This window comes from Neobacillus sp. BF23-41 (genome assembly GCF_041106275.1).
On sequence record NZ_JBGBPR010000011.1, the window covers coordinates 167,422 to 185,012 of the forward strand.

Sequence of the window (17,591 nt, forward strand, 5' to 3'; positions counted from 1 at the left end):
CGGCGGGTCATTATGCTTTACGGACGTTTACTGCTTGTGGTCCACGCTGACCACTTTCAATTTCAAACGTAACCTCTTGACCTTCATCTAATGTTTTGTATCCTTCGCCTTGAATAGCTGAGAAGTGAACAAATACATCTTCTCCACCTTCACGCTCAATGAATCCAAAACCTTTTTCACCGTTAAACCATTTTACTTTACCATGTTCCATTTTTGTAGCCTCCTAGCATGTAACAATTACATGTAAATTGCAAATTGACTTGCCTAATTATTTTTACCCATTTATGGATTGCATATACCAAACTAATTCCTAAAAATTTTATCGTCCATATTTTATTTTGACAGCACCCATTTACGGATTGCCTGCGCTACACCATCTTCTTCATTGGTTGCTGTTACCCAGTCCGCAGACTCCTTTACCGTATCCTGAGCATTTCCCATCGCTACACCCAAACCAGCAGCTTTGATCATTGCTAAATCATTAAGGCTATCTCCTACGGCCATAACATTTTTCATTTCCAAACCCAATCGGCTGCAAACAATCCCAAGTCCCTTCGCTTTATTAATTCCAGCTGGATTTACTTCAATGTTTTTCAGGGTTGAATTGCTTAATTCAAATTCACCTTTAGCCTGTAATTCATTAAAGATTAGTGCTCTTGTTGCGTCATCATCGATATTAAAGCCAAATTTCATCCATTCCAGTGTATGTAGGTCAGCCGGCATTTCATTATGCCAATTACGCTCGGTACTAATCGCCCAAAATTTTGTGTTATGCTGTTGCGTTAACCCCCACATCCACTCAACCAGCTCCGATTTAACCAAATTCCTTTCCACTAGTTCCCGTTTCTCATCCCAAATCTCACTTCCATTTACCGTTACCAAATATGAATTTAGCTCCAATGAATCAGCATGCTCTCGACTAGTAATCACAGAACGTCCAGTACTTAGTACGACAAAAACTCCTTTGTCCTTTGCTGCTTTAATTGCCTGGCGATTTGCTTCCGATATCTGGCCTTTATTATTTAATAGTGTGCCATCCATATCAAGTGCTACTAATTTGATTTCAACATCATTTTTAAAATTATCCATATGTATTAAAGTGCTCCCTTCTTACTTTTCCATCTATAAGATTAACACCATTACTAAAAATTAATCAAATAATTAAGTTTACATAATATATTTACGGTAGACAAAGAAGAGTCAAGTGAAATCCAAAACATTTCTAATACAACAACCATTAAGTAACAAATAGGCACACCATCGCATATAGTACCCATAAGCCAAAGGATAGAAAGGTGTTTAAAGATGCCATCGGTTGTAATCAATTTATATTATTTAAAAATCAATAGTATTTCGGGTAATGGTTCCATAACTATAGGGGAAGCATCTCATAATAGTCCCACTTCCAATACTAAATCACAAGGAATTAATGCTTCATATGGAGACACTTCACCGACTGAGGCAATGATGGAAAACCTATTAAATGATCCTGACGTCAATGATCAAACTTCAATTGGAACTACTGATGTTGCTAATGTAAATAAACCCATTCAACCTGTACTACCAATCTAACATTATAGGGGTTATATGATATGCCATTTCAAATAAATATTTTAAATTTTAAGATTAATGGAGCTACGCAAAACGGAAATGTTGATATAGGTCCCACTGTGCATAACAGCCATACTGCCAATAGTAAATTTGTCGGAGCAAATTTTTCTTTAGGTGATTTTTCACCTGCTTCTTCTCTTATGAACTCAGGCAATATAGATCCAGATATTAGTGATCAGGATCAAATAGCTAACCCTTCTATGCCTATCGCCAATCAAATTTAAAGGAGTAGTAAGATGGATATAGAAAAAATGAGAAAATGGCTAGAGATTACAAATGAATATAGAGAGAGCAATTTTTGGTCTAGTGTACTTAAGCAAAAACATCCTGATGAATTTTTTAGAGAAGCGGTATGTAATCCAAAATTTGATATATATCAAAATGAAAATTATTACTTTATTATTTTTGAAATACCTGGAGTAAATCAAGAAGATCTTTCAATTAACTTAATCACAAATACACATTTAAAAATTAATGGCAGAATAAAGCCGGTTCTACCATTTGAAATGGAAATGAAAAGAGAGCGAATATATGGTGATTTTGAACGTGTAATTGAACTTCCAGAACCAACATATGTTCATTTAATGCAAACACAAATTTATAATGGACTACTTCATATATCATATCCTCGAAAAAGTGTGTTAAATAATAGTCAATAGAAAGAAAAGAAAATAGTCACAAAAAAAACGCAGTGAACTCACAAGCGTTTTTTCTTGTTTTATTAATGGTGATGATGAACGCCCATTGTTGGGTTGGTAATTAGCCATTCTTCTTTTGGTAATTGGAAATATTGAATCCAGATATTATTTAATGTCGGATCATTTTTATCAAGAATAAAGTCAATTTCTTTATCACTTGTAACCACTACATCGTTTTCTGTTGGTGTATCAAGCTTTAATTCATAATGGGCGTGGTCTCCGTGGATACTTGTCACATATACTCGAAACAATTTCCCTTGTGCCTCTTCTTGTTCCATCATTTTCTTCAATGCTTTTGCTGCATTCCGATTAACTTTTACCTTCATTTTTTACTCTCCTCTATCTATGTATTCCTTTATATTATCCCACTTTAAATCCAAAATAGACAATGTTTAGCTTTGAAACAACAAAAGTCATAAATGCACTTTTTGTAAAATCAACTTACCTAATTTTTCCTAGTAAGGGATTTTAAAACCTTAACAAATTTGTCACAATTTAATCCAAAAACCTATATTAACATCACAGCAATGTTGATAATATAGATTTTAGGAAATACATACAGACTAATTAATATTAAATGATAATTAATTTAAATTCTTACATCTATTACAATGAAGGAATGAATTAGTCTTGTTTTGTTTGTGAATGAATTCACGATAATCATATCAAAAAATGAACATTCTAGAAGGGAGAAATATTCATGTTTAAAAAAAGCTACATCATTCCACTGTTAGCTTTAGTACCAACTTTACTTTTAAGCGGCTGTACGAATATGGTCGTCTTTGATCCAAAAGGCCCTGCCGCACGTGACATTCTAGAATTAATTAACTGGTCACTTATTTTTATGCTGTTGGTGGTTGTCGTTGTATTCGGTTTATTTGGATATATCATTTGGAAATATCGTGCGAAACCTGAAAATGCAGATTACGAACCGCCTGAAGAACACGGAAGTACAAAATTAGAGATTATTTGGACTGTCATTCCTATTCTGATTGTCATTGCTTTAACGATTCCTACTGTTAAAACAATATATAAATTAGAGAAAGTACCTGCCGGGTATGAAAATAAAAAACCTATTACCATTAATGTAACATCAGCTGATTGGAAGTGGATTTTTAGCTATCCAGAACAAGGGATCGAGACAGTGAACTATGTGAATATTCCTGCTGGCACTCCGGTACAGTTTAAGTTAACCTCTGCTGGTACAATGCAATCGTTCTGGGTTCCTGCTTTAGGTGGTCAAAAGTATACCATGAACAAAATGGAGACAGAGTTGTATCTCACAGCAGACAAGCCTGGAGAATTTCTAGGTAGAAATACAAACTTTAACGGCAAGGGATATGCAGAAATGGAATTTACAGTTGAAGCGAAATCCCCGCAAGCCTTTGAAAAGTGGGTTAAGGATGTCAAAGATACTGCCCCTAAGTTAACAGAAAAGAAATACAATCAACTTCTAAAACCTACACACTTAGGTCGTGAAACATTCCTTGGAACTCATCTAGCCTGGGTAAATCATGCTGATATGAATTCTAAAACTTATACAAATCCTGAATTGTACGAAGTACATGGCGTCAAAGGAAAGATTTTTAAAGAGAAAGAAACAAATGGGCATTCTATGGACATGGGCGAAAAATCAGATGGAGGTGAGCACGATGGGCATTAATTGGCATGACTTTTTTATTGTCGGCAACCCATTAATACTAGGTTCTCAGATTGCTATTCTATTAACAATGATAGGAATTGTAGCAGGGGTTACCTATTTAAAGAAATGGAAATGGCTTTGGAGAGAATGGTTAACAACCGTTGATCATAAACGAATTGGGATTATGTACATCCTTTCTGGTGTGCTGATGTTTTTCCGGGGAGGCGTAGATGGTCTTTTAATGAAGGCTCAAACCTCTCGTCCAGAGATGAAATTTTTAGATGCGCAGCATTACAATGAAATTTTTACCACACACGGTGTGATCATGATTTTGTTTGCGGCAATGCCATTATTAATTGGTTTAATGAACGTGGTAATCCCGCTGCAAATTGGCGCGCGTGACGTGGCATTCCCTCAACTTAACGCTCTAAGCTTCTGGTTGTTCTTTAGTGGTGCTATGTTGTTTAATATTTCGTTTGTTATTGGAGGGTCCCCGGATGCCGGCTGGACAGCCTACTTCCCTCTTGCAGGTAAAGAATTTACTCCTGGGATCGGAAATAACTATTACGCTATTGCCCTGCAAATTGCCGGGATTGGTACGTTAATGACAGGAATTAATTTTATCGTAACTATCTTAAAAATGAGAACTAAAGGTATGACACTAATGAAAATGCCAATGTTTACTTGGACTTCATTCATTGCATCTGTCATTATTGTGGCTTCCTTTCCAATTTTCACTGTTGCACTTGCCTTGATGACCTTTGACCGGATCTTTGGAACGCACTTCTTCACCTTAAGCGGTGGCGGTATGGATATGATGTGGGCCAACTTATTCTGGTTATGGGGTCACCCTGAAGTATATATCGTTGTTCTTCCAGCATTTGGGATGTTCTCTGAGGTTATTTCAACCTTTTCTAGAAAAATGCTGTTCGGTTATAAATCAATGGTATTCTCCATTGTTGGAATTGCGTTATTAAGTATGCTTGTTTGGGTTCACCACTTCTTTACGATGGGAGCCGGACCAGGAGTCAACTCTGTTTTCTCCATTACGACGATGATGATTGCTATTCCAACGGGTGTCAAAATGTTTAACTGGTTATTCACGATGAGAAAAGGTCGAATCGAGTTTACAACAGCGATGCTGTGGGCGCTTGCATTCATTCCTTGCTTTATCATTGGTGGTGTAACTGGGGTAATGCTTGCCATGGGTGCTGCAGATTATCAATATCACAATACCCTATTCCTTGTCGCTCACTTCCACTATGTGTTAATTCCTGGTGTTGTGTTTGCGGTGTTTGCCGGGTTATATTACTGGTGGCCAAAAATGTTCGGACATATGCTAAATGAAAAAATCGGTAAAATTCATTTCTGGTTCTTTACGATTGGATTTAACTTAACGTTTATGCCGATGTTTTTCCTAGGTTTAAACGGTGCTGTCCGCCGTTCATACACGTATTCAGCTGAATCAGGCTATGCACCATTATTCATGTTATCTACCATTGGCGCAGTGATTTTAGCTATCGGATTTGGTGCTCTTTGCTATAACATTTATTGGAGTGCACGCTATGCGGACCGTAATATTTCAAACGACCCATGGGATGCAAGAACCTTAGAATGGGCTACTGCTTCACCCCCTCCATTCTATAACTTTGCGAAATTACCTGAAGTGAAATCTGTTGATGCCTTCTGGTATATGAAAAAGGATAACGTAGGATTGACCCTGAAAGACGACGAAATTAAAGAAATCCATATGCCAAGTAATTCCGGCTTACCAATCTATATGGGGGTTATCTTTGGCATCGCCGGGTTCTTCCTTGTCTTTGAATGGAAAATTGCGGCTCTTGTAGCCACTGTTGGAATAATTATTGGGTTAATCATTCGTTCGTTCGATTATAACGATGGCTTCCATGTTACAGTTGACGAAATAAAGGAAACGGAAAAAGCATGGCGTAACGTCGATAAAGGGGGGAACAGCCATGTCGGCTAATGTAAACACAGCCTTACCACTCGAATATCAAACTGAACAGAACCGGATGAATATTCTAGGATTCTGGATTTTCTTAGGAGCTGAGATTGTCCTCTTTGGAACTCTCTTTGCGGTCTTTTCTGTATTAAATGCAAGGTATGCTGGTGGTCCCACACCAAAGGACCTTTTTGAAATAAAAGATGTAATGATCGAAACCATCCTTTTATTAACAAGTAGTTTTACTTGCGGTCTTGCGATCTATGAGATGCGTCGCCATAATCGTAATGGTCTATTATTATGGTTTATTATTACCCTTCTACTTGGTGCTGGCTTCGTATTCATGGAGATAACGGAGTTCATCCATTATGTTCACGAAGGAGCAACAATGCAAACTAGTGCTTTTCTATCTAGCTTCTTTGTATTACTTGGTACACATGGACTGCACGTGAGCATGGGTATCGGCTGGGCAACAATGGTGATTATTCAAATATTAAAAAGAGGTTTAACACCTGTAACTGCCCGTAAAACATTTATTATCGGTTTATATTGGCACTTTTTAGATGTTGTATGGATTTTTATTTTCACATTTGTGTATTTAGCAAGGATGGTGTCATAATGGCTAAAAATACCAAAGGGTTTCCACTTACACACGTGTTAGGTTTCATCATGTCATTAGTACTAACCTTTGCTGCACTTGGTGTGGCACTGAAAACCAATCTTCCTTTTAAAACAATACTCTGGATTATAGGTTCCTTAGCTGTAATCCAGGCTTCTCTTCAACTTTATATGTTCATGCATATGAACGAAGGGGAAGACGGAAAATCCCAGATCATCAACGTCATCTACGGCTTCTTCATTGCCTTCGTAACCGTTGCTGGATCCATTTGGGTCATGTCGTTTGGAATGTAAGTAAGGAAATAGAAATAGGGTGTCAGGCACCATGTGAAAATTTCACATGGTGCCTGACACCCTTCTTTATTTTGGACTATTTTTTCTTTTGTTCCGAACTAATTGGTAGCCAATAAAAGCTATATAAAGCGGTATTGCTACGTATATGAAGTATGGAAAGCGGTGCTGTTCTTTTTTAAAGACAAGGTATATGGCGTATCCCAAAAATAGTGTGACGATAATTCCGTATTTTGGCAGCGGGATATCCTTTAGGCTAGGAATTTTAATGGTACTAACCATCAAGTAGCACAGAATAAAAAAGGCAAAAGGAAGGATAATCGCTGGCATTTTCCCGTGGAACAAGGTAAGAAGTGTTAACAATCCTCCTGCGGCCGTTATTGGGACACCAGTAAAATACTTATTGGATGATTTGACCGCATTAATATTAAACCGTGCTAACCGATAGGCACCGAATAAAGGAAATAGACCAGAAATGGCCATGCCTGCTACCCCAAATTCAGAGAAGTAGGAATAATATGCCATCATTGCAGGGGCCACCCCGAAGGTAACTACATCCGCTAAAGAGTCTAATTCTTTCCCCAATTCACTATCCACCCGTAACATTCTTGCAATTCGCCCATCCATGCTATCGAGCATCATCCCTATTAAAATTAAAATGGCTGCGTTTTTGTAATCCCCTTGCGCAGAATACATAATTGATAAAAATCCAAAAAATAAATTAGAAATTGTAAATAAATTAGGAATACTGTTTCTGATGATATGTATCACTCCATACTAATTAAGATAATCATGCAATACCCTTTTCTCGTTGTTTCTTCTTATTATAACGTTTCTCTTGGTAATATTGAAAAAACAAAATCGCTGTTGTAATCCAGAACCCACTTGCAAAATAGCCGCCAATTATATCGCTTGGATAATGGACACCTAAATAGATTCGGCTGATTCCAATTGCTAAAATCATTACCATGCTTACGAAGATTAACACACCTCTGCCAAACCTGCTTGGAATATGACGCCATAATAAAAAAGAAAGAATCCCATAAACCGTAAAAGCATTCATCGCATGTCCACTTGGAAAACTATAGCCTTCAATATCAATTAAACGATGGAAATCAGGACGGACTCTTTGAAAAAACTGCTTTAAGATACCATTTAATATCGCAGATCCCGTGATTGCCGCAGCAAACAATAGTAATTCCAAGCGATGATGAAGTACTTTATAGAGAAAAAATAACAGAAAAAGACTAAGAACAATGACAAAAGGGGCAGAACCAATAAACGTAAAAAATTTCATCACATTTGTAAGAACCAATGTTTCAGACCCTTGGACCATATCAATTACCGTACGGTCAAAATAGATGATTTTCTGATCACTTATCAATAAGGATATCAAACTAAAGCCAATTATGGAAACAGTACTAATGCTAAAGGCAATAACAAGATATGTTTTTAAATTCATAAAATCAAACCTCTCAGGCAAAAAGGATTTGTGATTGTACGATAATAAGATGCTCTTAGTTTAAGCCTTTACCGTCTATACTATCACTGAGTCTTTGAAAAGTATCTTAAAAAAGTATGTTCTAAGATAGGAATACTAATAAAAGGCAGAACTTTTTAATCTGCCTTTTATTAGTATTAAACAGAATTAATAATTATAAAGTCTCTTGTTCTTTTCTCATTGGTTCTGTGCTGTTGTCTTTTGAGAAAAACCAGCCTGCGGCAGCAATACCTACCAACACAACATAAAAGGTTACTTTCCATCCCATTGAATGCGCAAATTCCTCGCTTAGAATAGCCAAAGCAGGATGTGATAAGGTGTAAACTGCAAGCTTCACACCAACCCAGCCAACAATCGTAAAAGCTGCAATTTCCAGACCTGGACGTTTTTCTAAAAGCTTTACAAACTGATTTGCTGCAAACCTCATAATAATTAGACCAATAATCCCGCCGGCGAAAATAACTAAGAATTTACCACCATCCAGACCGCCGATATTAGGCAGTGGAGTGTCTGGTAAAGCAACCGCCATCGCGACCGCAGCAAGAATCGAATCAACCGCAAAAGCAATGTCAGCCACTTCGACTTTTAATACAGTTATCCAAAAGCTGCTTTTTTTCGCTCCTTCCTTTTCCTCTTTATCCTCTGCTGCCTTCCCTTGGATTACCTTACGGAATATATGATTTCCAGCCATAAACAGTAAATAAAGAGCCCCAATTGCTTGAACCTGCCATACATCAACAAGAAATGAAATCACGAACAAGGAAGCAAAGCGGAACACAAAGGCTCCGGCTAAACCATAAAATAATGCCTTCTTACGTTTTTCCTCGGGTAATTGCTTAACCATAATTGCGAGTACTAAAGCGTTGTCTGCAGCTAACAGACCTTCTAATGCCACCAAGATAATTAACACCCAGCCGTATTCGAGTAACAGAGTGAAGTCCATGAATGTTTCCTCCTCAAAAGTGTGTTTTTTTAATACTCCCTTACGCCATAAAAATAGGCCTTTACTGGTTACAGTAAAGGCCTAAAAAAACACAAAAAGACCTTTACAGTAAAGTAAAGGTCTTGCTAACAACGTAAATGTTGCCAATAAAGCCGGAGAATTGAATTCTCGGAATGACGACTTTATTGTAGCAGCTACTCCCCTTTAAAAAGGAAATATTTAATTAATCATACTATAATATAATTCAAGTTTATTGTCAATGTGAGTTTACATGTTTAATAAACTTAAATAGTTACAATTCGTAAACCTCTGCATATTTTTTCTCAAGGTATTCGACAAGGTATTCGGCGTTTAATTCCTCACCCGTTACCTTTACAATCAATTCATTTGGGGTGTAAAGCTTACCGTACTGATGAATATTTTCTTTTAACCAATCTTGAATCAGGTCAAATCTGCCATTTTCGATATGGTTGTAGAATTCTGGAAGTTCTCTTTGAATCGTCACGAGGATCTGCGCTGCATAGAGATTTCCTAATGAATAGGACGGAAAATAACCAATACCGCCAAATGACCAATGAACATCTTGGAGTACGCCCTCTGAGTCAGTACTTGGTGTTACACCAAGGTAATCCTGCATTTTCTGGTTCCAGACAGTCGGAAGGTCTTTCGCTTCGATCTCACCGCTTATTAATGCCTTTTCGATTTCATAACGAAGCATAATATGCAAATTATACGTTAACTCATCCGCTTCTACACGGATAAATGAGGGTTTCACACTATTAACCGCCCGATAAAATTCATCCACAGAAATAGTTTCGAGCTGTTTCGGAAAATACTCCTGCAGTTTAGGGTAAAAGTATGTCCAGAAAGCCTTGCTGCGGCCGACCATATTTTCTAAAAACCTCGATTGCGATTCATGGATTCCGAAAGATGCCCCGCTTTGGAGAACGGATTCCTCATAATCAGGGTTGATATGCTGTTCATAGATTCCATGACCCGCTTCATGAATTGTACCGAATAGTGCGGACCGGACGTTTCTTTCTAAATAACGAGTTGTTAACCGTACATCTCCAGTATTAACGGTTTGGGCAAACGGATGGACCGTTTCATCCAACCTGCCTGCCTCAAGGTCAAAACCAATGATAGGCAAGATAAAGCGATTAAATTCTTTTTGTCTTTCAATTGCAAACGATTGATCAAAAATTTCCGCCTGTGTCCGCTTTCCCTTTTGTTGAATACGTTCTAATAGTTTAACACTAGAATCTCTTAACTTGGCAAATAGCGGATCCAGTCTCTTTACCGTTAATCCAGGTTCAAATTCATCCAAGAGCGCATCGTATGGGTGGTCAACATATCCATATATTTCAGCAAATTTCCGTTTGTACTCAACGATTTTTTCTAAATAGGGCAGGAAGCTGGCAAAATCATTGTTTTCCCTAGCCTTTTCCCAGGCATCATTTGCCTGTGCTGTTAGAATGCTATATTCCTGAAAAAGGTCAGCAGGTATGCTCTTCGATTTTTGGTAGTACGCTCTATATTCTCTAACTTTTGCTTTTGTTACTTCGTCTAATAAATCAAAGTTGTCAGGAAGAGTTAGTTCCGCTAGCAAGTCGCCCATTTCCTGAGAGACAGAGAGTTTAAAAATTTCCGTCCTTAGTGTGCCAGTTGCCTTGGCAAAGATACTTCTACCTTTTTTCGGTGCCATGACCTTTTGATCCCAATCAGCCAAACCGATGATACTTGAAAAATGGGTGATTTTTTCATCCAAACCCTTAAATTGAGCTATTACTCTTTGTACAGCTGGATCTATCACTTTCTGTTCCATAATATACAGACCTCCTAATCATGTTTCTATAGATGTTCGTTCAAGAAAACAACCACATCCCAATTTATTATAAATTAAAATTTCAAATATGGGAAAAAATTAGAAATTTTTTTATAGACAAAAAATTCATAGAAACATAAATACTGTCGATAAATGATCCCATCAGTTAAAGAATTAGAACAATTTTCATACCATTATTTACAAATGGGTAGGATATATATGTAAACATTTTTGTTCTGTAAAAAGGATGTGCAGGCAATTTGGATAAACAGAAAAAGAAGAAGTCTCACTTCCCCTTTCGGTTAAATATCATTTTTTTTAGTGTTTTTTTACTATTTTCTGTTTTAATCCTGCGGCTTGGCTTTGTGCAAATCGTGTATGGTGAAAATTTTAAAAGGGATTTAGAAAGAAAAGAAGATGTAACGGTCAGTAATCCTGTCCCAAGAGGAAAAATACTTGATCGGGATTACAGAATCATCGTTGATAATGTACCAAAGAATGCGATCAGTTACACGAACGAGGGATATAGTAAACAACAAATGCTTGAAACCGCTGAAAAATTAGCAAAACTAATCAATAAAAAAACAGATAAGGTCACCGAAAGGGATAAACTTGATTTCTGGATTATGAATAATCCTGAGCGTGCTAATGCCAAAATCACAAAGAATGAAATGGAATTATATTATGCAAAAAAATTAACAGACTGGGATATTTATCAGTTAAAATTAGAGCGAATAACACCTGAAGAATTAAAGGAAATAAATAAAGATAGACTTGAGGTACTTGCACTTTTTAAAGAGTTCAATAGTGGGTACAAATTTACAACACAAATTATTAAAAATGAAGGAGTTACCCCTAAAGAATTGGCCGTTGTGAGCGAAAATCTTCAATCCCTTCCCGGAGTGGATACTACTACCGACTGGGAGAGGTCCTATGCGTTTGACCGGACCTTAAAGTCTGTGTTAGGAAAAGTCACCAAATCAGATGAAGGGCTGCCAGCTGAACAATTGGAATATTTCTTGGCTCGGGATTACAGCCGTAATGATCGTGTTGGCAAAAGCCAACTTGAATGGCAGTATGAAGATGTTCTTCACGGCTATAAATCAAAATTAAAAAATGTAACGGATAAAACAGGCAATATAATTGAAAATCATCCCTTATCAAAAGGAAAAAAGGGAAAAGACCTTGTCTTAAGCATTGATATGGATTTGCAAATGAAAGTTGATCAGATCATAGAGGAGGAGCTTTGGGCAGCTAAAAGATATCCTGGTACTTTTTTCACTGACCGTGCCTATGTTGTCTTAATGAATCCAAAAACAGGTGAAGTTTTAGCCATGTCAGGTAAAAAAATTGACAGAAACAAACAAACTGGCAGAATTGAAATGGAAGATGATGCCCTCGGGACCTTTACCACCACGTATAACGTGGGTTCGACTGTCAAGGGTGCCACGATTTTGACTGGTTATAAAACAGGTGTAATTGGCCCCGGAACTGTTTTTGATGATAAAGGTTTAAAAATTCAAGCTACTCCTCTCAAAAAATCGTATGCCTACTTAGGAAAGTTAAACGAAATTAATGCCCTAAAATTATCTTCTAACGTTTATATGTTTCATACGGCAATTAGAATTGGAAAAGGGCATTATGAATATGATAAACCCTTAAATATTAACGCGAAGGCTTTTGACACGATTAGAAACTCATTTGCTTCGTTTGGTCTCGGATCAAGAACTGGAATTGATTTACCAAATGAACAAACCGGATTTAAAGGTCAGAGCCACTTGCCCGGATATTTGCTTGACCTTGTGATTGGACAATATGATACCTATTCCGCCATGCAGTTGGTACAATATGTTTCAACAATTGCGAATGGTGGATATCGAATGCAGCCACATGTGGTCAAACAAATGCTTGAACCAAAGGAAGGGAAAGATGAACTAGGTCCTGTTGTACAAGAAATCTCTCCAACCGTCTTAAACACGATTGATGTGAATCCAGATTGGATGTACCGTGTCCGATTAGGTTTTAAAAAGGTCATGCAAGAACGTGGCGGTACGGCCTATAAGTACTTCAGCACTGCACCCTACTCACCTGCTGGTAAAACAGGCACAGCTGAAGCCTTTTATGACGGGCCGGAGAGATATAGGTTTGGTAAGGAACCTCCTCCCGTAATGAACCTAAGCTTGGTTAGCTACGCCCCTAGTTCGAATCCAGAAATCGCCATGGCTGTTATTGTTCCATGGGCATATCAGGGAAAGAAAGACAACCGAGCAAACCTGAAAATTGGCCGCCGAGTATTGGACACCTACTTTGAGATGAAAAAAAATAAATCATGGACGAGGGTGCCATAAAATGGCATCCTTTTTCGTTAGATCATTCCCCTTTTGTCATTACTTCTTGAGCACTGATTTCAATGCACTTTCAATTTCTGCATAGCCGGTACATCGGCAGATATTCGACTCCAGCCATTCTTTAATTATTTGATCACCTGCTTCTGGATGCTTTCGTATTAACGAATGGCAATTCATAATAAAGCCGGGGGTGCAGTAGCCGCATTGAAAAGCAAAGTTTTCCACAAAAGCCTGCTGGATGGGGGTATTATCCAACCCTTCAATAGTTATTACTTTCTTTCCAACCGCTTCAACGGCAAGCATTAAACATGATTTCATCGGCCACCCTTCTACATTCACTGTACATGCGCCGCAGTCTCCGTTTAAACAGCCCGGTTTTGCACCTGTCAAGCCAAGTTTATTCCGGATCGCATATAAAAGTGTATCGGCAGAACGAACGGTTACACTTCGAATTTCTCCATTTATATTCATCGTAATTGTGTGAGATTTCAAGTTACTCTCCCTTCCCTTTTTTTATTTTATCAATCTAACTTCATGTTCCATCCAACACTGCTAACACATCCATCAATAGATTCCGCAAAACAAATAGCCTATATTTTGCTGACCCTTCTACATCATCTAAAATAGGCTTTGGTAATTTGGAAACCCCCTCATCAATCCTTGAAGCTGCTGGCAGATCTCTTTTATTTAACGAAGCTTCCAGTTCTTTTGACCGAAAGGGAAAAGGGCAAAAGCCACTGATTGCAACACGTACTTCCTGACCTATTTTTAATGCCGCTACGGTGATCAACGGGTAGCCAGTATCCCACTGCTGACGACGCTTGAAACTAAAGAACGGTGCTTTGATAAACCGTGTTTCTGTTGCTAATTGAACGAGAAATTCCCCTTTTTTAAGTTGAAGCTTTTCTAAAAATATCTCATTGATTGGCACCATCTTTTTTCCTTCTGGACCGACAATTAGAACTTGGCTATCCGAAAGTAAAAATGGCAAAACAGCTTCCCGGTAAAAAATCCGAGCACAGATATTCCCTCCTAAAGAAATCTTCCCTCGAGCCGTATGATCAGCGACTTGACTGGCAGTTTTCGTTAATAATGGGAAAAGATTTGCTTCTTCTATTTTTGTAAGTGAGAGGGTACTGCCAAGCAGCAATTGTTCCCCACTAACCTGCATTACATTACATTCGGGGAGATCCTTGATATCAATAACTGCTTCGGTATAGGCTAAATCTATTCTTCCAAGTGTAATTAATTCGGTTCCTCCAGAAAAGAACATCGGCTGCTTGCCTTGCTGATCTAAATACTGATGTAAATCGACTGCTTCTTTCAATGAGGCCGGCTTATAATAATCAAAATCAATGGGAAGCATTATTTTTGCGCCTCCTTTGCTTTCCAAATCAACTTCTTTTCAGATACCTTATCAAGCGCCTCTTTGCGAATGACACTTTTCCCAATAATATGCAATTTCATCCCTCCACCATGATTAAGTGGATTTTATACTGAGTAAATCCAACTTATTATGGCTTATAACACTGTTAATACCTACTGAGGAACAATTCCACTTACTCGGGAATGGTCCATAGAAGTTGCACTCTTTCATGGACTGGCTTTCTCCACACCTCAATCAATTGAGCAACGATACTAACAGCGATTTCCTCAGGACCCTTTGCTCCAATATTCTTACCCATAGGTGAATAAATCCAGGTTGGGACATTTTCATTTTTAAGCAGCCTTTTGGTTCTTTCCCGCGGCCCTAGTACGCCTAAGTACTTTATATGCTCATTGCGTACCTCCTTTAATATTTCTTGATCCCTCTCATAATGATGCGTCATGATGACCACATAATCATAGGGAGAAAAGGAAATTTGCTTCAAAAGCTTTTTAGGAAAGCCCAAAAGGAGCTGCTCAGCTTTGGGAAAATATTTTTTTTGACAAAACTCTTCCCGCCAATCGCATACAGTAACTAAAAATCCTGTTTCCGCGGCAAGGTGAACAAGCGGTTTTGCGTCTGGTCCTGCCCCGAAGACTATGAGCCTTGGCCTAGGTTGATACGTATGTTGATAAAGGGAATCAGTTCCAGGTATGATTCCACTTTTAGATGTAAAGGCAATTTTAGGAATATCCCCTGACCAATTGCCAAACGGATCCCCTTCCTCCTCAATAAACAGATACTCCCCCAATTCATCGAGTTTTTTTAACATAATTACAGGTTTACAGTTATCTAAGGATCTTTTTACAACAAAGAAATCCTCTGTTAATTTTTCAGAGACTGGCTCTAATAAAATATCAATTGTTCCATTGCAGCCATTCCCTTGACCCCAACTCATATCGTTTTCATCTGCCAAATTATAATGGAACATTTTTGCTTCTTGCTTGATGAAAACCTCTTGAGCTTTAATGGTCAAATCTGTTTCCAAACAACCTGCAGTTAACATGCCAAATTGCTTCCCATCTTCACAAAAAAGCATGGAAGAACCTTCTCTTTTATATGCTGAACCTTGAACACGAACAATGGTTGCTAATACCTTTTGGCCTGGTTGATCAATGACTTCTAAAATCGGATAAATATCATCCATAAGACTCCTCCACTTCATTCTCAAAAATTCCTATCTTATTTATATTAGTTTGGAGGCTATTCCTAGAATGATAAATTTTCAATGTGCCACTCATAGAAATAAATATATTGCAAAAAATAAACTGATTCTAAATCCAGCAAAGGATGAAGACATGAAAAAAAATCGTGCATTATTTTTAACAGCTGTCGCCTCTGGAACGATGTTAAATCCTCTGAATTCATCAATGATCGCCTTAGCATTACACAGTATACAGAAGGATTTTCAGCTTTCCTTTACAACCGTTTCGTGGTTGATATCCAGCTTTTATTTAGCAAGTGCAGTGGCACAGCCGGTTACAGGAAAAATTGGTGATATTTTTGGGCGAAAAAAAACCTTTTTAACGGGACTCATTTTAGTTGCCTTGTCAGCGTTTGGTGCACCTATGTCACATACCTTTCTCATTTTACTTGTCATGAGACTGTTTCAATCGATTGGGAGTAGTGCCATTTATCCAGCAGGGATGTCGTTAATTCGAGACCATATCAAAGAAAGACAGGCCTCAGCCCTTGCCGTATTATCAATTTTCGCTTCGGCAATGGTAGCACTAGGGCCTACCATTGGAGGTTTCTTAATTGTTTGGGGCAATTGGCCTGCCATCTTCTGGGTGAATTTCCCCTTTATTATCCTCAGTTTTCTGCTGGGGTGGTATATGTTTCCTAAGGACATCAAACAAGATAAGGCTCACATGAAAAAATTATTCTCCAACTTGGATTTTCTAGGAATCGGGTACTTCGCTGCAGGAATGGTATTCTTTTTATGGTTTTTGTTATCTTTTGAAGGAAAAATTCATTATCTGTCGGGGTTTGTTGGAATTATCTTTTTCGGTTTATTTGTTCTGAGGGAGTTAAGAGTCAAGGAGCCATTTATTGATATTCGTATTTTTAAAACACATCCAAAGCTTTCAATGGTGTACATCCAGTTCATCTTTTTGAATATCTTTTTTTATTGTTTATTTTTCGGGCTGCCCAGTTATTTTCAAGAAGGATTGGGTTTAAGCGTGGAAATGAGTGGCTTGTTAATGTTATTTATGTCTGGAATTAGCATTATTATTTCATCTGTAACGGGAAAATGGATCGACCGGGCCGGTGTAAACCTGCCGATTATGGTTGGCTCTTTTATATCGATTATTGGTGCACTAGCTTTTATCCTGTTTTTTGTAAATACTTCCTATTTGGGTATCGGTATTATTTTATCAATCATGGGGTTAAGCTATGGAATTGGAAATGTTGTTCTCCAAGTGGCCATGGTTAAGGAGAGTCCAAAAGAGATTATTGGGACAACATCCGGCTTATTTCAAACCTGCCGATATTTGGGCTCTATTTTATCCTCAATCATTTTAGGATTAATCTTTGGGAAAGAAGTCACTGCGGAAAATATGAAAATCATCGGGGAAGTTTTACTGTTCACGGGCATCATTAGCTTTTTAATGAGCCTATGGTTTTCTCGGGAGACATTTAACTATAGAAAAATGCGGCATGTTTAATCACACACTATTCGAATTTCTGTCCTCATGAACGCTCCATGAGGACAAATTTCGCT

General features: G+C 37.9%; 19 protein-coding genes. 9 read left to right on the forward strand and 10 right to left on the reverse strand.

Going from position 1 to position 17,591, the window contains the following annotated elements; translation table 11 throughout:
- Window positions 1-10 precede the first annotated feature (10 nt).
- Both AB7942_RS17790 and AB7942_RS17795 read right to left on the reverse strand, forming a co-directional pair.
- Window positions 11-211: a cold-shock protein gene (locus AB7942_RS17790; RefSeq protein ID WP_088086846.1), complete on the reverse strand. Its 201-nt coding sequence runs from the start codon at window positions 209-211 to the stop codon at window positions 11-13.
- 122 nt (window positions 212-333) lie between these two features.
- Window positions 334-1,089: a Cof-type HAD-IIB family hydrolase gene (locus AB7942_RS17795; protein ID WP_369447906.1), complete on the reverse strand. Its 756-nt coding sequence runs from the start codon at window positions 1,087-1,089 to the stop codon at window positions 334-336.
- 216 nt (window positions 1,090-1,305) lie between these two features.
- Here AB7942_RS17795 and AB7942_RS17800 point away from each other — a divergent pair, with 216 nt between their 5' ends.
- From AB7942_RS17800 to AB7942_RS17810, 3 genes are read left to right on the forward strand one after another with little or no spacing between them, the layout of a single operon-like run.
- The gene (locus AB7942_RS17800; protein ID WP_088086844.1) at window positions 1,306-1,572 is read left to right on the forward strand and encodes a spore germination protein; all 267 of its coding nucleotides are present in this window, start codon (window positions 1,306-1,308) and stop codon (window positions 1,570-1,572) included.
- A gap of 20 nt (window positions 1,573-1,592) precedes the next feature.
- Complete coding sequence (locus AB7942_RS17805; RefSeq protein ID WP_088086843.1) at window positions 1,593-1,835, forward strand: spore germination protein; 243 nt, start codon at window positions 1,593-1,595, stop codon at window positions 1,833-1,835.
- A gap of 12 nt (window positions 1,836-1,847) precedes the next feature.
- Window positions 1,848-2,270 (forward strand): Hsp20/alpha crystallin family protein, encoded by a 423-nt coding sequence (locus AB7942_RS17810; protein ID WP_369447907.1) that lies wholly within the window; start codon window positions 1,848-1,850, stop codon window positions 2,268-2,270.
- Window positions 2,271-2,332: 62 nt separating this feature from the next.
- Here AB7942_RS17810 and AB7942_RS17815 read toward each other — a convergent pair whose 3' ends face one another.
- Window positions 2,333-2,635 carry an iron-sulfur cluster assembly accessory protein gene (locus AB7942_RS17815; RefSeq protein WP_369447908.1) on the reverse strand — a complete coding sequence of 101 codons (303 nt, stop codon included), beginning with the start codon at window positions 2,633-2,635 and terminating at the stop codon, window positions 2,333-2,335.
- Window positions 2,636-3,009: 374 nt separating this feature from the next.
- Here AB7942_RS17815 and qoxA point away from each other — a divergent pair, with 374 nt between their 5' ends.
- From qoxA to qoxD, 4 genes are read left to right on the forward strand one after another with little or no spacing between them, the layout of a single operon-like run.
- Complete coding sequence (gene qoxA, locus AB7942_RS17820) at window positions 3,010-3,972, forward strand: cytochrome aa3 quinol oxidase subunit II (protein ID WP_088086840.1); 963 nt, start codon at window positions 3,010-3,012, stop codon at window positions 3,970-3,972.
- Window positions 3,962-5,938 carry a cytochrome aa3 quinol oxidase subunit I gene (qoxB, locus tag AB7942_RS17825; protein WP_088086839.1) on the forward strand — a complete coding sequence of 659 codons (1,977 nt, stop codon included), beginning with the start codon at window positions 3,962-3,964 and terminating at the stop codon, window positions 5,936-5,938. The genes qoxA and qoxB overlap by 11 nt, the downstream gene beginning before the upstream one ends.
- A complete protein-coding gene (gene qoxC, locus AB7942_RS17830) occupies window positions 5,928-6,533 on the forward strand; it encodes a cytochrome aa3 quinol oxidase subunit III (RefSeq protein ID WP_088086838.1) in 606 nt (201 codons plus the stop codon). The genes qoxB and qoxC overlap by 11 nt, the downstream gene beginning before the upstream one ends.
- A complete protein-coding gene (qoxD, locus tag AB7942_RS17835) occupies window positions 6,533-6,826 on the forward strand; it encodes a cytochrome aa3 quinol oxidase subunit IV (RefSeq protein ID WP_335439850.1) in 294 nt (97 codons plus the stop codon). The genes qoxC and qoxD overlap by 1 nt, the downstream gene beginning before the upstream one ends.
- A gap of 66 nt (window positions 6,827-6,892) precedes the next feature.
- Here the strand turns inward: qoxD and pssA are convergent, their stop codons facing one another.
- The 4 genes from pssA to AB7942_RS17855 form a co-directional block, all read right to left on the reverse strand.
- Window positions 6,893-7,519, reverse strand: a complete 627-nt coding sequence (pssA, locus tag AB7942_RS17840) for a CDP-diacylglycerol--serine O-phosphatidyltransferase (protein ID WP_251026664.1) — start codon at window positions 7,517-7,519, stop codon at window positions 6,893-6,895.
- 94 nt (window positions 7,520-7,613) lie between these two features.
- Entirely contained in the window at window positions 7,614-8,285 is a 672-nt protein-coding gene (locus AB7942_RS17845; RefSeq protein WP_335713130.1) for a phosphatase PAP2 family protein, read from the reverse strand.
- Between the two features lie 193 nt (window positions 8,286-8,478).
- Complete coding sequence (locus tag AB7942_RS17850; RefSeq protein ID WP_369447909.1) at window positions 8,479-9,267, reverse strand: TerC family protein; 789 nt, start codon at window positions 9,265-9,267, stop codon at window positions 8,479-8,481.
- 292 nt (window positions 9,268-9,559) lie between these two features.
- On the reverse strand, window positions 9,560-11,092 hold the full coding sequence (locus tag AB7942_RS17855) for a carboxypeptidase M32 (protein WP_369447910.1): 1,533 nt from the start codon (window positions 11,090-11,092) through the stop codon (window positions 9,560-9,562).
- 260 nt (window positions 11,093-11,352) lie between these two features.
- On the opposite strand from AB7942_RS17855, the gene AB7942_RS17860 reads away from it, so the two are divergent.
- Window positions 11,353-13,440, forward strand: a complete 2,088-nt coding sequence (locus tag AB7942_RS17860; protein WP_369447911.1) for a peptidoglycan D,D-transpeptidase FtsI family protein — start codon at window positions 11,353-11,355, stop codon at window positions 13,438-13,440.
- A 39-nt stretch (window positions 13,441-13,479) separates the two neighbouring features.
- Here AB7942_RS17860 and AB7942_RS17865 read toward each other — a convergent pair whose 3' ends face one another.
- From AB7942_RS17865 to AB7942_RS17875, 3 genes are all read right to left on the reverse strand, one after another.
- A complete protein-coding gene (locus tag AB7942_RS17865; RefSeq protein ID WP_369447937.1) occupies window positions 13,480-13,911 on the reverse strand; it encodes a (2Fe-2S)-binding protein in 432 nt (143 codons plus the stop codon).
- A gap of 61 nt (window positions 13,912-13,972) precedes the next feature.
- Window positions 13,973-14,806 (reverse strand): FAD binding domain-containing protein, encoded by an 834-nt coding sequence (locus tag AB7942_RS17870; RefSeq protein ID WP_369447912.1) that lies wholly within the window; start codon window positions 14,804-14,806, stop codon window positions 13,973-13,975.
- 193 nt (window positions 14,807-14,999) lie between these two features.
- Complete coding sequence (locus tag AB7942_RS17875) at window positions 15,000-16,013, reverse strand: XdhC family protein (RefSeq protein ID WP_369447913.1); 1,014 nt, start codon at window positions 16,011-16,013, stop codon at window positions 15,000-15,002.
- 151 nt (window positions 16,014-16,164) lie between these two features.
- Between AB7942_RS17875 and AB7942_RS17880 the strand changes: the two genes are divergently transcribed.
- Complete coding sequence (locus AB7942_RS17880) at window positions 16,165-17,535, forward strand: MFS transporter (protein WP_369447938.1); 1,371 nt, start codon at window positions 16,165-16,167, stop codon at window positions 17,533-17,535.
- Window positions 17,536-17,591 lie beyond the last annotated feature (56 nt).